This is a genomic window from Streptomyces sp. BBFR51 (genome assembly GCF_044591655.1).
In the GTDB taxonomy this organism is placed as follows: domain Bacteria; phylum Actinomycetota; class Actinomycetes; order Streptomycetales; family Streptomycetaceae; genus Streptomyces.
On the sequence record NZ_CP172448.1, the window covers coordinates 643,251 to 658,337 of the forward strand.

Genomic DNA, 15,087 nt, shown 5'->3' on the forward strand with positions numbered 1-15,087 from the left:
AGGCCATGGCCGTCACCGCAACCGAACCCGCGACCGATCCGGCGGCCCGTCCGTCGACGGCCCCCACGTCCAGGTCGGGCGCGGCCGCGGTGACGGCCGGGATCGTCCTGCTGGTCGCCGTACTCGCCGTCGTCGACATCACCCAGGGCACCGCCGCCGTCGGACCCTCCGAGGTCCTCAAGGCCCTGACCGGGCGGGCCGATCCGGACGACGCGTCCGTCGTCGTCGCCTCCCGGCTGCCCCGGATGACCGCGGGGCTCCTGGTCGGCGCCGTCCTGGGCATGGCCGGCGCCGTGCTCCAGGCGGTCAGCCGCAACGTGCTCGCCTCCCCCGACACCCTCGCGGTGAACGCGGGTTCCTACCTGGCCCTCGGGCTGGCCGGCGCCACCGGTCTCTCGCTGCCGATGCTCGCCTCGTCCGGTGTCGCCTTCGTGGGCGGACTCGCGGCGGCGGCCGTCGTGCTGGGTCTGTCCGGCCTCGGCACGGGCACCGTCCGGCTGGTGCTGGCGGGCACCGCGCTGATGCTGGGCCTCAACTCCATGACGCAGGGACTGCTGCTGCTCTTCCCGGAGCAGACGAAGGGCCTCTACGAGTGGAACCAGGGCAGCATCGCCCAGAACGGCTTCGACGGCGTCCTGCAGATGCTGCCGATCGCCCTGGCCGGTCTGGTGGGCCTGATGCTGACGGCCCGTCGGGTGGACGCGCTGGCCCTCGGCGACGACGCGGCGCGCGGTCTCGGCGTCCCGGTCCGGGCCACCCGGGTCACCGTGGTGGTGCTGGCGGCGCTGCTGTCCGCCGCCGCGGTGACGCTCGCCGGGCCCATCGGCTTCGTCGGCCTGTGTGCACCCGCCCTCGTGCGCCCGCTCGCCCAGCGGTTCCGCGGCTTCGCACGCACCCGTACGGCCATGCCGGCGGCGGGGCTCACCGGCGCGGCCCTGGTGCTGGGTTCGGACGTGCTGCTGCGGGCCCTGGTCGCGGACGACCGCGCGGTGTCCGTGCCGACGGGTGTCGTGACGAGCCTGGTCGGCGCCGTGTTCCTGGTCACCATGGCGCTGCGGGTGCGGGACACCGCCGGGGCCGGGGCGCCGGACCGGCTGCGGATCCCCGGCCGGGCGGTGTTCCTGGCCACGGTGGCCGTCCTGGTCGTCGTCCTGGTGGGGCTCGTGATCGCCGCCGTGCTGGTGGGCGACAGCAAGCTGCTGCTGGGTGACGTCGTCAACTGGGCCCTGGGGCGGGCCGGGCGGACCGTCTCCTTCGTGCTGGACACGCGGGTGCCCCGGGTGCTCGCCGCGCTCTGCGCCGGCGCGGCGCTCGCCCTGGCCGGCACGCTCGTGCAGGCCGTCACCCGCAACCCGCTCGCCGAACCGAACGTCCTGGGCGTGACCGGCGGTGGCGCGCTGGGCGCGGTGATCCTGGTGACCACCGTGCCGGCCGCCGGTACGTGGGGCGTGGCGGGAGCCGCGTTCGCGGGGTCCGCGGTCACCGCGGTCGTCGTCTTCGGGCTCGCTGCCCGGGGCGGTTTCCGGCAGAACCGGCTGGTCCTCGTCGGTATCGGCGTGGCCTCCGGGACGGCGGCGCTGATCAGCCTGCTGATCGTGCTCACCGACCCGTTCAACGCCAACAAGGCGCTGACCTGGCTGTCGGGTTCGACCTACGGGCGGACCATGCCGGACGTCGTGCCCGTCGCGCTGGCGCTGGTCGTCGGCATCGGTGTCGCCCTCGCCCGGCGCACCGAGCTGGACCTGATCTCGCTGGACGAGGACACGCCGCGACTGCTCGGCCTGCGGCTGGCCCGGGGCCGTCTCGGGTTCCTGGTGCTGAGCGTCGTACTCAGTGCGACCGCGGTGGCCTGCGCGGGCACCATCGGCTTCGTCGGGCTGGTCGCCCCGCACGCGGCACGCGCGCTCGTGGGCCGGCGGCACGTGCGGGTCGTGCCGGTCGCGATCCTTCTCGGCGCCACGCTCGTCTGCGCCGCCGACCTCCTGGGCCGCACGGTGATCGCCCCGGCCCAGCTCGGCGCGGGCCTCATGACGGCGGTGATCGGTACGCCGTACTTCCTGTACCTCCTGGTCCGCAGCCGTCGCTAGGAGCCGGAAATCCGGGTGCCGGTCGGTCGTGTGCCCCCGTACGGTGCCGGAATGGACCGACGCGCCGCGGACGGGGGCCACGCGGGCCTGCTGAACGTCATCGACCTCGAGGCCACCTGCTGGGACGGGCAGCCGCCGCCCGGTGCGGTGAGCGAGATCATCGAGATCGGGCTCGCCGTGGTGGACCTGGACACCCGGGAGCGGGTGGCCCGGCACCGCATCCTGGTGCGGCCCGCCCGCTCCCGGGTGAGCGCCTTCTGCACGGAGCTGACCGGCCTCACCCAGGCGGAGGCCGACCGGGGCGTGCCTCTCGCGCGGGCCTGCGAGACGCTGGTGCGCGAGCACGGTGCCGGCGCCCGCCCCTGGGCGAGCTGGGGCGACTACGACCGGGGGCAGTTCGTCCGCCAGTGCGCGGCCGACGGCGTCCCCTACCCCTTCGGCCACCCGGCCGAGCGCACGCACACCAACGCCAAGGCGGTCTTCACCGAGGCCCACGGCCTGCGCAGGCGGCCCGGCATGGCGCGGGCGCTGGAGATCGCGGGGCTGCCGCTCGAGGGTCGGCACCACCGGGGCGTGGACGACGCCTGGAACATCGCGGCGCTGGTGCTCCACCTGGCCGACCGGGGCGCCTGGCTCCCTACCCGACGTGCCCGCAGGTCCGGCCGATCCAGTCGATGAAGTCGGGCGCGTCCAGGTTCGCTCCGTGTCCGGCGTCCCAGTACACGAAGGTGTCGACGTCGTCGCCGAGGTTGTCCAGGGCGGCGTTGAGGTTGCCGACCACGCTCAACGAGGTGTCGCTGTCCTTGGCGCCCACGCGGATGAACCAGTGCCGGGCCCGGTGCGGGTTGCGGCGGGCGAGGGAGGGCATCGGGTTCATCAGGTCGAGCTTCTCGGGCAGGTCGGCTTCGAGGCGCGCCCGGGGGTCGCCGGTGGCCTTGCGCAGGCTCCAAGGGGTGAAGTGGCGGGCCCTGGTGGTGTGCACGCCGTAGAGGTTGTTCTCGGGGGCGGACAGGTCGAAGGCGTCGAAGGCCGGGACGTTCTTCTTGCGCGGGCCGACGTGGGTGAGGAAGTCGGCCCAGGTGAAGGACGCCCGCCCGCCGGTCCAGTCGATCCAGGGGTTCGCGGACAGGTAGCTCGCACGCTCGCCGGCCGGCAGCGCGGCCAGGTGGCGGGTGGCCGACGGCTCCAGGAACGTGCGCACCAGGTACCGGTCGTAGGTGCGCGCGGTGAGGCGGCCGATGCCCCGGCCGCCGTCGAGCCGCAGGGAGGCCTGGTAGTCGGCGAACAGGCTCCTCAGCTCCCGGGAGAGGGACCGGTCGACCGACGTCCCGTCGGCCAGTGGACTGGAGCCCCAGTTCCACTCGTAGGCCATGTCGGCGTGTTCGAGGTCGGTGATCGGGCAGTACGGGGCCGCGGCTAAGACGGCGTCGCTCGCGTCGGCGGCGCCCAGGGCCCTGAGGTACGGCTCGTAGCGCGGGCTGTCGCCGGTGGCGCCGAGCAGAGCGGTGAGGGCACCGCCCGCGCTGACGCCCGTCGCCACGATGCGGTCCGTGTCGCCCGGTATCCGTCCCTCGTTGTGCCGCAGATAGCGGACGGCCGCCTTCAGATCGACGATCGCGGCCGGTGCGACGCCGTAGTACTCGCCGTCGGCGTCCACCAGCGTCCGGCCGCGGGCCCCGGGCTCCACGACGACGTAGCCGGCGGCGAGGGCGAGGGGCGGGTTGGGGCGGTTCAGCGTGACACCGGTGGCGCCGGCCGTGGAGGAGGGCATGTAGCCGCCGACGGCGTTGCTCAGCAGGACCGGGGCGCGTGAGGCGTCGACCGGTGCGCCGTCCACCGCCACGGGGACGCTGACGTTGAGGGTCTGGTAGGTGACGTCGACCGGCTCGGCGACGTAGGGGATCGCCCGGTGGAACCGGTAGGTCACCGTCCTGTCGCCCCCGGCCGTGGGGACGGTCGCGGTGAGGGTGGTGTGGTCGTCGGGGTCGAAGGCGAGCGGGTCGCGGCTCTTGCGTCTCCCGGTGGCCGACGCGGGTCCGGCCGCCCCGACCGCGGCGGGCAGGGCGGCCGTCGCGGCCATCGCCCGGACCAGCTGCCTTCGCTTCATCACGTCTCCCGTCTGCGGAACCGTTTGTGGCGCAGGCGAACGTACGACCCCCTTCCATCGATCGTCAACAATTTCGTCAACTTTGCTTGAGCAATCCTTGTTAGACATTCCGTCAAGTTACTGAACCGTAATATGACAGGTGCTACCCCTGGTAACCCCTGGCCGGATACGGTCCCGTCACCCCACAGGAGCAGCGCGACCACGGCCCTCACCCCACTGCACTGGACCGCGGACGACCGGTTCCGGCCCTTCCCCAGGAGGTTCGCCATGCCCCCACGTCCACGCATGCTCGCCGCGGCGATCACCGCCGCGCTCGCCCTCGGCGCACAGGCCGTCCCGGCCGCCGCGGCCGGCCAGGCCGACGGGTCGGCGACCGCGCCGGCCACGGAGGTGTCCCGCGGCGTCGAGATACCCGCCTTCTACACCCCGCCGTCGGAACTCCCCGGCGCCGACGGCTCGCTGATCCGCAGCGAGCCGCTCCCCCTCGCGCTGAGCCTGCCCGGCATCGACGGCCCCCTCCCGGGCCGGGCGACCCGGATGATGTACAAGTCCACCGACGCGAACGGCGAAGCCGTCGCCGTGACCGGCGCCTACATCGAGCCGACCGCGAAGTGGCGCGGCCAGGGGCCACGACCCCTGGTCGCCGTCGCGCCCGGCACGATGGGCCAGGGCGACCAGTGCGCCGCCTCGATGGCCCTCGAGCACCCGCTGCGGCTCAACGGTCAGACCGTCTCGGTCGGTTACGAGGACCTGTCGGTCTACCGCCTGCTGCTGCGCGGCGTCGCCGTCGTCGTCACCGACTACGTCGGCCTCGGCACCACCGACCGGCTGCACACCTACGTCAACCGCGTCGACGGGGCCCACGCGGTGCTGGACGCCGTACGCGCCGCGCGCTCCCTCGACTCGGCGTCCGTCACCTCCGACTCCCGGGTGGGCCTGTTCGGGTACAGCCAGGGCGGCGGCGCCACGGCGGCCGCGGCCGAGCTCCAGCCCTCCTACGCCCCGGACGTCCCGCTGTCGGGTACCTACGCCGGCGCCCCGCCCGCCGACCTCACGGAGGTGACCGAGGCGATCGACGGCGGCGACCTGGCGGGCGCCCTCGGCTGGTCCCTCAACGGTTTCCTGCAGACCGAGCCGGCCCTGCGTCCCCTCGCCGACCGGTACATCAACACGGCGGGACAGGAGGCGCTGAAGGACCTGTCGACCATGTGCGTCGGCGACGCCCTGTTCGGATACGGGGGCGACAGCAGCACGGACTGGACGAAGACCGGGCAGTCCATCAGCGACATCATCCGGGCCGAGCCCGCGCTCCAGGACTTCCTCGCCAAGCAGCGCATCGGCACGTTGAAGCCCGGCAGCCCGGTCCGGGTGGCCACGGGCGTCAGCGACGACCTGGTACCCCACGGCCAGGCCCGCCAACTGGCCGTCGACTGGTGCCGCAAGGGCGCCGAGGTCACCTACGTCCCCGTACTGCTGCCCGGCGTCGGCAGTGGCCTGCTCAACCACTTCGCTCCGTTGCTCACCGACCAGGGCAACGCCATCTCCTGGCTCACCGACCGGCTCTCCGGGGAGCCGGCCGGCTCCAACTGCTGGAGCATGCCGGTACAGCCCTGAGCCGTACCGGAGTCGCCGCCCGGGAGCGCCCGCGCCGCCCCGGGGCGGCGGCTCCGGCGTGCGCCGGTGCTTCGTTGCGGCACAGAATTCGCTCAGGCGAACAGTGGCGCAGCGACAGAGAGGCGGCGGCGTGGTGGACGCGAAGCCCGACGGCGGGTCCGGGCCCCCGGGCGGGGTGAGGATGCCGAGTACGGTCGCGCACCTGCCGCAGCAGGTGCGCGAGGAGCTGACCCGCCGGCTCGGCCGCACCAGGCGCGCCTTTCGCGAGGACGACGTCCAGGTCGTCGAGGGACCGCTGCTCAAGCGCGCGGTCGGGGCCTCGGCGCTCGGCAACTGCATGGAGTGGTTCGACTTCGGCGTCTACAGCTACCTGGCCGCCACCATCGGGAAGGTGTTCTTCCCGGACGCCTCCCCGGCCGCCCAGGTCGTCTCCTCCTTCGCCACCTTCGCCGCGGCCTTCGTCGTACGCCCCCTCGGCGGCTTGGTCTTCGGCCCGCTCGGGGACCGGATCGGACGGCAGAAGGTGCTCGCCACCACCATGATCCTGATGGCGCTCGGCACCTTCTCCATCGGCCTGATCCCCAGCTACGCCACCATCGGCATCGCCGCCCCGATCCTGCTGCTGTTCGCCCGGATGGTCCAGGGCTTCTCGACCGGCGGCGAGTACGGCGGCGCCACCACCTTCGTCGCCGAGTACTCGCCCGACCGGCGGCGCGGGTTCCTCTCCAGCTGGCTCGACTTCGGCACGTTCGTCGGCTACGCCCTGGGCTCGGCGCTGGTCACCGTCCTGAACCTGGCACTGACCGATGCCCAGATGCTGCACTGGGGCTGGCGGCTGCCGTTCCTGATCGCCGGCCCGCTCGGCGTCATCGGCCTGTACATGCGGCTCAAACTGGAGGAGTCCCCCGCCTTCCAGCAGCAGCTCGACGAGCACGAGAAGGGCCTCGCCCAGGAGTCGGCGGGCAGCGAGTTCAGGACCATCGTCCGCGACCACTGGCGCCCGCTGCTCGTCTGCATGGGCCTGGTGCTGCTCTACAACGTCACCAACTACATGGTCACCGGCTATCTGCCGACGTACCAGACGGAGACCCTGGACCGCTCCAGCGGCTTCGCGGACGTGCTGGTGCTGATCGGCATGGTGTGGATCGTGCTGCTGATCACCTTCTTCGGCCGGCTCAGCGACCACGTCGGCCGCCGCCCCCTGTACGCCGTCGGCGCCGCGGCGATGATCGTCCTCGCCGTCCCGGCGTTCCTGCTCCTCAAGGCGGACGGCACCTGGGCGCCGGTCGGCGGAATCCTGCTGCTGTCCACGCTGCTGGCCTGCTTCGCCGCACCCAGTGCCGCCACCCTGCCCGCGCTGTTCCCCACCGCCGTGCGCTACGCGGCCATGGCCATCGGCTTCAACTTCGCCGTCGCCGCCTTCGGCGGCACCACACCGCTGGTCACCGAGGCGCTCGTGAGCATCACCGGCGACGACATGATGCCCGCCTACTACCTGATGGTCGCCGGCGCCATCGGCCTGATGACCGTGAGGTTCCTGCCCGAGAGCGCCCAGGTGCCGCTGAACGGCTCGCAGCCCATGGTCGGCTCCCGGCAGGAACAGCGCGAACTCATCACGACCTCGAAGGACCTCTACAGCTTCTCCAAGGACCGCTCGAAGGCCCTGTGACGACTCGCCGGCGACCGGCGCCCGCGGGCGAAGCGCGAGAACGCGCCCGATCCCACGGCGACCCCGGCGAAGACCAGGGCGCTGCCCACGGCCTGGGCGGCGCCGTAGGAACCCGTGCCGACCAGCGGTGCCGTGCAGGCGGCGGCGACCGGGATCAGTCCGGAGAACAGGGTGGCGCGCTCGGCCCCGATCCGCTGCATGCCCATGTACCAGCACACGAAGCCCACGACGGTGACGACCACGGCCTGCCACAGCAGCGCTCCCGCCTCGACCGTGTCGGGCCGCCGCAGCCACCCGGCACCGTCCGCCAGGACACCCGCCACCGCCGACTCGGCCGCCGCGATGCCGCACACCACGGTGGACAGCAGGCGCGGGCCCAGAGGCCGCAGGACGGGCACGGCCAGGACGGCGAAGCCGACCTCGCCGGCCAGCGCGCACACGGAGAAGGCGATGCCCACGCCGTCGGTGCGCCCCCAGCCCTGGACCGTGAAGGCCCCCACGGCCACGAACAACGCCCCGTACAGGACGACACGTTGCGGCCGGCGTCCCTCCAGGAGGGGGACGAGGACGGCGACCACCACGGGCGCGCAGCCCACGAAGACGCCGGGCACCGCCGGTTCCGCCGTGCGTTCAGCGGCGAGGACGGCGAGGTTGAAGCCGACCATGCCCACGGCCGCGAGCAGCGCCAGCCGCACCCAGCGTCCGGCCCCAAGGGCCCGCAGCCGGGTCGTCGCGCCGGGGCCGGCCAGTGGGAGGAGCAGCAGGAAGGCCAGTGCGTAGCGCAGGAACTGACCGCCCGCGTACGGGTAGTCGCCGAGCAGGCTGTTGGCGGTGAAGGAGCCTCCGACGAGGACACAGGCGAGCGCGGCGAGCAGGGACCCGCGCATGGTGGTGGCGTTCATGCCGACGACGCTAGAGAGCGCGGCGGCCCGCTACAGGGTCCACTTCACGTGCTCTGTCGGGGACCAATCGCGATCCGCGCGGCGGCGAGCGGTGTTGGCCCGGCTCCCTGAGCGGACTCGCGGGAGTGCAGCCGACCCGGACGTCCTAGGCGCCGCCGCTGCCCGCCTCCCCGCGCTCGCGGTCCGAACTCGGCCACACGTAGGACAGGTCGTCCGGAACTCCGGGAAACAGCTCGGCGTACACGGCGGGCTCCTTGCGCACCAGCGCCGAACGGTGGCTGCGGTGGAAGGCCTCGTCACCCAGCCAGGGCGGCAGTTCCCCGGCGGCCGCCAGGTCCGCCTGCTCGCGCACCGGCTCGCCCGGGCGGCACGCGGCGAGCCCCGCGACGAGTGAGGCCGCGCAGCTGTCCTGGTGGCCCTGCTCGCGCCAGACCCGGCAGACGTCGAGGCCGTACCGGACGAGTGCCTCCTCGTAGCCCGTCCACATCCGTACCGCCGGATGCCGGCGCCAGCCGTAGCCGGGGACGGTCAGACCGCGCAGTACCTGAAGCGCCTCGACCCGCTGTTTGCCCAGGCGGCGGCGGTCCAGGGCCAGTGCGGACTCCCGGAAGCCGGGGGCGGGGAGGAAGGTCTGCATGGCGGTGCCGCTCCGTTCAGCCGGGGAACCGGGCCGGGCGGTGGCGGGGTTTCGCACTCATCCGGCCCTCTTCACGTCGTGGGCGTCGCTCGGGCCGGGCGCCGGCGGAGCCGCCTGGGAGGCGCGGGCGCCCCGTGCGCCGAGCCGGACCGGCCGGCCGGCATCCGTACCAGCCCGTCGGCGGGCGGCACGGCGTCGGCGTCATGCCTTCCCCCTTCGTGCCCCGCGCGACGCCGCTTCGGCTCGCAGACGCCCGCAGCCACTCGACCGGCGGACGGCCCGGACCGGACCACCGCGCGCGCAGCGCGCTGGCGGAAAGCGTGCGGCGCTACGCCCCCGTGTCCGCCGCGCGGTCGGCCTGCCCGCCCGCGCCGAGCGGGCCGGTGGGGGCCAGGGGGCCCTCGGCCTCCATCCGCGGCAGCTCACGGCGTGACAACCGCGCGACCACCGACGGCAGGGACGTGCGCCCCACCTGCGCCAGGCGCAGCCAGCCCGGCACGTACACCGCCGTACGACGATGCTCGACGGCGCGGACCAGCCGGGCGGCGACCTGGTCCGGCGGGAAGGTGCGGCGGGCCGGCGGCGGCATGTGGCCGCGCAGCTCGCGCAGGACCGGGTACCGGTCGGCGTCACGGATCATGTCGGTGTCGATCCAGTTGAGGTAGGCGATGCCCACGGCGATCCCGCGATGGGCCACCTCGGCGCGCAGCGAGTGGTTGAAGGCCTCCACGCCCGCCTTGGAGGCGCAGTAGGCGCTCATCATGGGGGCGGCGCCGAGCGAGGCCAGCGAGGCGATCTGGAGGTGGTAGCCCGCGGTGTGGAGCAGGTCCGGCAGGAAGGCCCGGGCGGTGTGGGCGCTGCCGGTGAGGTTCACGTCGACGACGCGCCGCCACTCGGCCGGGTCCGACGTGGCGAAGGGGCCGCCGTGCGCGATACCGGCGTTGGCCACCACGACCGACGGCCGGCCCAGACGCCGCCGCACCTCGCCGGCCGCGTCGTGCAGCGCGTCGGGGTCGGTGACGTCGACCTCGACGGCGAGCGCCGGGGTCGGCAGCTGTGCCGCGAGGGCGTCCAGTCGCGGCTTCTCGAGACCGAGCAGCGCGAGCCGGGCGCCCCGGCGGGCACACGCGCGGGCCAGGGCGGCGCCGAGTCCGCGCGCGGCGCCGGTCACCACGACGGTGCGGTTTTGGAGGGGACTGTCTGTCACCGGTCGGCCCTTTCCTCGGGGGACTTCGCGGACGGTCAATCTGTCGCCGGCCCGGTCGCGGCGGGTCAGTGTCTGTCGCCGGCCCGGTCGCGGCGGGTCAGGGCCCGCTGCACCCGGGTGAGGCCCGCGAACCGGTGCCGGCGCAGCGCGGCGCGCGCGGCGTTGGCGCCCGGCGCGCCGTGCACTCCACCTCCGGGGTGGGCGCCCGCGGAGGCGAGGTAGAGACCGGCCACCGGTGTCTCGGGGCGACCGGTGCCGGGCACGGGCCGGAAGACGAGCTGCTGGTGCATGGCGGTGGTGCCGCCGTTGATGGCGCCGCCCTCCAGGTTGGCGTTCATGGCCTGGAGCGTCGGCGGGGCGAGCACGCGACGGGCCCGGACCAGCGTGCGGAAACCGGGCGCGAAGCGTTCCACCTGGCGCTCGACACGGTCGGCCATGAGCTCCTGCTCCCGGGCGTCCCAGCTGCCGGTGATGCCCTCGTCGCCCGCGTCGGCCCGGATGTCGTGGGGGACGTGGGTGTAGGCCCAGGCGGACTCCGTGCCGCTCGGTGAGCGGGTCGGATCCGTGGTCGTCATCTGGCCGAAGAGCGAGAAGGGCCGGTCGGGGACCTGACGCATGGCGATCTGGGCGGCGAACCGGGTCAGCTCGTCGAGACCGTCGGCGAGGTGCACGGTGCCGGCCCGCGCCGCGTCCTCGCACCGCCAGGGCACGGGTCCGTCCAGCGCCCAGTCCACCTTGAACGTGGCGAAGTCCCACTGGAAGCGCCGCAGGTCGGCGAGGACCTGGCCCGGCAGGTCCGCCGGGTCGACGAGCCCGCCGTAGAGGGCGGGCACGGAGACGTCGGCGAGGACGGCGCGCCGGGCGGCGACCGTCTCGCCGCCGGCGGTACGCACACCGACGGCGCGCCGGTCGCGGACGAGGACCTGCTCGACGCGCCGCCCGCAGCGCAGGGTGCCGCCGCGGGCGCGCAGCCGGTGGACCAGGGCCTCGGTGAGGGCGCCGGAACCGCCGACCGGCACGGGGAATCCGTAGGTCTGTCCGAGCATCGACATCAGCCAGCCGAAGCCGCCGCTTCCGGCCGCCTCGGGTGCGAGGTCGGCGTGCAGGGCGTTGCCGGCCAGGAGCAGTTTGCCGCCCTCGCCGCGGAACTCCTCCTCGCCCAGGCGGCGCACCGGCAGGACCAGGGTGCGGGCAAGCCTGAGTCCGCCCGCGCCGCGCAGCCTGAGGGCCAGCCGGGCCGAGGCGCGCACCGGCGGGAAGGGGGTGAACAGGGCGTCCAGGATGTCGCCCCGGTAGCGGTCCCACACCTCGTGCAGCAGCTCCCAGGCGGCGCCGTCCCCGGGCGCGAAGGTGTCGAGGGAGGCGGCGGTGACGGCCACGGCCCGGTCGAGGACGGCGCAGGTGCCGTCGGTCAGGGGGTGGGCCAGCACGTGGGGCGCGTGGGCCCAGCGCAGCCCGTGGTCCTCGAGCCGCAGTCCGGCGAGCACCGGGGAGGCGGCGGCGAGCGGGTAGAAGGAGCTGAACAGGTCGTTGACGAAGCCGGGGGCGACCTCGCCGTCGTGGCGCACCGCGCCGCCCGGTTCGGGCTGCTCCTCCAGGACCTCCACGCTCCAGCCGGCGTCGGCCAGCAGGTTCGCCGCCACCAGTCCGTTGGGTCCGGCTCCGATCACGACGGCGTCAGGCACGGCCGGTTCCCGGCCGGTACTCCACGGATCCCATCGTGTTCGACGGGTCCGGCCGGCACTCGTCACCGGCCTCGGACTCACACAGTTTCGCGAGCCTGGAGAGCATGGCGCGGTGCCGCACCTGGATCAGCGCCTCGACGCCGACGTTGTGCAGCAGGCCGCCGGGGCCACGCAGGGGGTGTTCGTCCACGATCACCAGGCACTGCTCGCCCCAGGCGCGCAGCTCGACGTCGATCCGGGCCGTGCCCAGCCGTCCCGCCTTCGCCTCCAGCTCCAGCTCGGAGCCCGGCACGCAGCGCCTGACGACCGACTCGTTGTTCAGCCGCAACGGGCCGAGCCGTACCTCGTACGCGATCGTCGCGCCGACCTCCGGCCACTGTCCGGCCCTGGGGGTGACCTCGGAGGGCCCCACCACCCATTCCACGTACAGGGCGCCGTCCGCGAGGACGTCCCAGACCGCCTCCGGGGTCGCCTGGACCAACCGATGCCGAACCGCCACGTGTGCCTCCCACGTCCAGTGGCCGTCACTTGGCCGTCATTGCAGGGACGCAGCCTGAGTGCCCCGTCCGCGGCCGGCCAACCGGGCGGACGGACCGCCACCGCCCTGACATCTGTCAGGTACCGGGCGCCCGCGCGCCCGCCTAACGTCCCGAAAGGGGGGGCGCTCGCCGCTCCGAACAGCACCGGCGCGGATATGCGCCGACACAGGAGAAGAGGGGCTCATGAGCCGACGATCGCTCACGACACTGCTGGCCGCGGCGGGCGCCGCGGCCGCACTGACACTGTCCGCCGTGCCGGCCCAGGCGGCACCGCATTCGGGCGGGAACTACGGCGCCTACGCCATGGAGGGGCAGTACCCCACCGTCGGCGGCTGCGCGGGGACGTTCCACCAGGTCGGCGCGACCCGCTACGCGGAGGGGATGGCGCTGAAGTACTTCTACTCCGACACGTGCGGGTCCTTCGCCCGGATCGAGAACTCCAGGTCCAACTGTGCCGCCGTCCTCGAACGCTCGAACTCCGGCGCGGGGCGTGCCGACGGCTGGGTCTCGGAGACGGTCGACGCGGGCATCGACTACGCCTACACGAAGATCGGCGGCAACCTGCACGGCCGGGTCTCGCGAGCCCTGCTCACCTGCGACGGCCACGTCTGGACGCAGACCGGCTGGTACTGAGCGTCGCCTCTCCGCGCCGGCCTCCTCGCACCGCCGTGCCGGCCGCCCTCCGGGGCGACCGGCACGGAAGCCGTGCCGAAAGGCACTGCATTGGCATGGACCTGATGACGCGGGCTGGCTAAGCTCGAAGCGACCCGATGAGAGCGCTCTCAGACCGCGGTTGTTCCACCCATCTGTTCCACCCCCACCTTGCTGGAACGACGAAGGGCAACTCCCGTGAGACGCAGCAGACTCAGGCACCTCGGCCTGGCCGGACTCCTCGTGCTCGGCAGCCTCACCGCGGTCGGCACGCTGCCGGCCTCGGCGGCCGACGCCCCCACCCACTCCCCCTCCCCCGAGCAGCCGGCCTCGGCCGGTCTCCTGGACGCCATGCAACGGGACTTCGGCCTCACCCGGGCCGAGGCCGAGGACCGGCTCGCGGCCGAACGCGACGCCACCGCTCTCGAGCCCGTGGCACGCCGGGCCGCCGGAAAGACCTTCGGCGGCTCGTGGTTCGACGCCGGCTCCGGACGGCTGACCGTGGCCGTCGACTCCGACGCGCCGCCCTCGACCCTGCGGGCGGTCCGTGCCACCGGCGCCGAGGTCCGCACCGTCGAGTACAGCGCGCGGCAGCTGGACGCGGCCAAGGCGCGCGTCGACCGCCTCGACGCCCCGGCGGGCGTCAGCAGTTGGCGCGTCGACCAGAGCGCCAACAGCGTGGTCGTCGACGTGGTCGAGGGCAAGCGTGCTGACAACGATGTCCAGAACTTCGTGAAGCAGGCCCGCGAGGCCGGACCGGTCACGGTGCGTTCGGTGCCGTCGGCCCCGCAGACCTTCGCGGCCGGCACCGTCGGCGGCGACCCGTACTACACCGGCAACGTCCGCTGCTCCATCGGCTTCTCGGTGCACGGCGGGTTCGTCACCGCCGGGCACTGCGGGCGGGCCGGCGCGTCGGTCAGCGGCTGGGACCGCTCCTACATCGGCACGTTCCAGGGCTCGTCCTTCCCCGACAACGACTACGCCTGGGTCAGCGTGGGCAGCGGCTGGTGGACGGTGCCGGTCGTACTCGGCTGGGGCACGGTCTCCGACCAGCTCGTGCGCGGTTCGAACGTGGCGCCCGTCGGTGCCTCGATCTGCCGCTCCGGGTCCACCACCCACTGGCACTGCGGCACCGTGCTCGCCCACAACGAGACGGTCAACTACAGCGACGGCGCGGTGGTGCACCAGCTGACCAAGACCAGTGTGTGCGCCGAGGGCGGCGACTCCGGCGGCTCCTTCATCAGCGGTGACCAGGCGCAGGGCGTCACCTCGGGCGGCTGGGGCAACTGCTCCAGCGGCGGGGAGACCTGGTTCCAGCCCGTCAACGAGATCCTGAACCGCTACGGGCTGACCCTGCACACGGCCTGACCCGGCAGCGGTGGGGAGGGTCGCGCCGGTCTCCGCTGCGGCCCTCCCCGGCCGCCTCTGTCGGAGCGGCCCCCGCACCCCCGCACCCCCACGCCTTCCGCGGCTCAGACGTCGCCGGTGCCGGCGCCCGGTTCCGGCGCGTCGAGGCCCGTCGCCGTGGTCAGCCGGCGATAGGCGGCGCGCGCGTGGACCAGGCGGGCCAGCGCCGTGCCGACGAGGGCCGCGCCGAGCAGACAGGCGAGCCAGACCGCGTCCCGCCGGCCGGCCCACGTGAGCGTGCCGGCCGGCGGTATGGCGAAGCCGTTGAGGGACAGCCAGCACAGGACGGCCGTGCCGGGCGCGGCCGTGAACCGGGCGCAGAGCCCGAGCAGTGCCGCCAGCAGGGAGAGCGCGACGAGGGCGAGCCCGGGACGGCCCACGCCCACGGTGCCGTTGACGAGGGCCACCAGGAACAGGGCGCCGCCGAAGGCCCCCGCCCACACCAGGGGGGCCGCGACCGGCCGGGGAACGGGTCTGGCTCCGCTGCCCAGGGGCACCCACTCGATCATGCTGACGGCTCCTTCCGGTCCCGGACGCGTCCGACCACGGCGTCGGACGGCGACCCTGCGGGCAGATTGTCCC

13 protein-coding genes are annotated in these 15,087 nt (G+C 74.0%); 6 read left to right on the forward strand and 7 right to left on the reverse strand.

Features of this window, described 5'->3' with window-relative positions:
* Positions 1 to 5 precede the first annotated feature (5 nt).
* The gene (gene cdtC / locus ACGH7X_RS02975) at positions 6 to 2,087 is read left to right on the forward strand and encodes a siderophore ABC transporter permease CdtC (protein ID WP_399881285.1); all 2,082 of its coding nucleotides are present in this window, start codon (positions 6 to 8) and stop codon (positions 2,085 to 2,087) included.
* Between the two features lie 51 nt (positions 2,088 to 2,138).
* The gene (locus tag ACGH7X_RS02980) at positions 2,139 to 2,765 is read left to right on the forward strand and encodes an exonuclease domain-containing protein (protein ID WP_399881287.1); all 627 of its coding nucleotides are present in this window, start codon (positions 2,139 to 2,141) and stop codon (positions 2,763 to 2,765) included.
* Here ACGH7X_RS02980 and ACGH7X_RS02985 read toward each other — a convergent pair.
* Positions 2,725 to 4,194 carry a subtype B tannase gene (locus tag ACGH7X_RS02985; protein WP_399881289.1) on the reverse strand — a complete coding sequence of 490 codons (1,470 nt, stop codon included), beginning with the start codon at positions 4,192 to 4,194 and terminating at the stop codon, positions 2,725 to 2,727. The two genes, ACGH7X_RS02980 and ACGH7X_RS02985, sit on opposite strands and share 41 nt — an antisense overlap.
* A 267-nt stretch (positions 4,195 to 4,461) precedes the next feature.
* On the opposite strand from ACGH7X_RS02985, the gene ACGH7X_RS02990 reads away from it, so the two are divergent.
* Both ACGH7X_RS02990 and ACGH7X_RS02995 read left to right on the forward strand, forming a co-directional pair.
* Positions 4,462 to 5,808: a lipase family protein gene (locus tag ACGH7X_RS02990; RefSeq protein ID WP_399881291.1), complete on the forward strand. Its 1,347-nt coding sequence runs from the start codon at positions 4,462 to 4,464 to the stop codon at positions 5,806 to 5,808.
* 181 nt (positions 5,809 to 5,989) lie between these two features.
* On the forward strand, positions 5,990 to 7,477 hold the full coding sequence (locus ACGH7X_RS02995) for an MFS transporter (RefSeq protein WP_399881293.1): 1,488 nt from the start codon (positions 5,990 to 5,992) through the stop codon (positions 7,475 to 7,477).
* Here ACGH7X_RS02995 and ACGH7X_RS03000 read toward each other — a convergent pair.
* From ACGH7X_RS03000 to ACGH7X_RS03020, 5 genes are all read right to left on the reverse strand, one after another.
* A complete protein-coding gene (locus tag ACGH7X_RS03000; RefSeq protein ID WP_399881295.1) occupies positions 7,441 to 8,379 on the reverse strand; it encodes an EamA family transporter in 939 nt (312 codons plus the stop codon). The genes ACGH7X_RS02995 and ACGH7X_RS03000 overlap by 37 nt on opposite strands.
* Before the next feature lie 145 nt (positions 8,380 to 8,524).
* A complete protein-coding gene (locus ACGH7X_RS03005; RefSeq protein ID WP_399881297.1) occupies positions 8,525 to 9,016 on the reverse strand; it encodes an MSMEG_6728 family protein in 492 nt (163 codons plus the stop codon).
* A 328-nt stretch (positions 9,017 to 9,344) separates the two neighbouring features.
* Complete coding sequence (locus ACGH7X_RS03010; RefSeq protein WP_399881299.1) at positions 9,345 to 10,223, reverse strand: SDR family oxidoreductase; 879 nt, start codon at positions 10,221 to 10,223, stop codon at positions 9,345 to 9,347.
* Between the two features lie 65 nt (positions 10,224 to 10,288).
* Positions 10,289 to 11,908, reverse strand: coding sequence for a phytoene desaturase family protein (locus ACGH7X_RS03015; protein WP_399881301.1), 1,620 nt, complete (start codon positions 11,906 to 11,908; stop codon positions 10,289 to 10,291).
* Positions 11,901 to 12,407, reverse strand: a complete 507-nt coding sequence (locus ACGH7X_RS03020) for an SRPBCC family protein (RefSeq protein ID WP_399881303.1) — start codon at positions 12,405 to 12,407, stop codon at positions 11,901 to 11,903. The genes ACGH7X_RS03015 and ACGH7X_RS03020 overlap by 8 nt, the downstream gene beginning before the upstream one ends.
* A 223-nt stretch (positions 12,408 to 12,630) precedes the next feature.
* Here ACGH7X_RS03020 and ACGH7X_RS03025 point away from each other — a divergent pair, with 223 nt between their 5' ends.
* Together ACGH7X_RS03025 and ACGH7X_RS03030 are read left to right on the forward strand one after the other, a co-directional pair.
* Positions 12,631 to 13,080 (forward strand): hypothetical protein, encoded by a 450-nt coding sequence (locus tag ACGH7X_RS03025; protein WP_399881305.1) that lies wholly within the window; start codon positions 12,631 to 12,633, stop codon positions 13,078 to 13,080.
* 216 nt (positions 13,081 to 13,296) lie between these two features.
* The gene (locus tag ACGH7X_RS03030; RefSeq protein ID WP_399881307.1) at positions 13,297 to 14,466 is read left to right on the forward strand and encodes a S1 family peptidase; all 1,170 of its coding nucleotides are present in this window, start codon (positions 13,297 to 13,299) and stop codon (positions 14,464 to 14,466) included.
* A 104-nt stretch (positions 14,467 to 14,570) separates the two neighbouring features.
* On the opposite strand, the gene ACGH7X_RS03035 is transcribed toward ACGH7X_RS03030, so the two are convergent.
* Positions 14,571 to 15,014, reverse strand: coding sequence for a hypothetical protein (locus ACGH7X_RS03035; RefSeq protein ID WP_399881309.1), 444 nt, complete (start codon positions 15,012 to 15,014; stop codon positions 14,571 to 14,573).
* Positions 15,015 to 15,087: the final 73 nt, after the last annotated feature.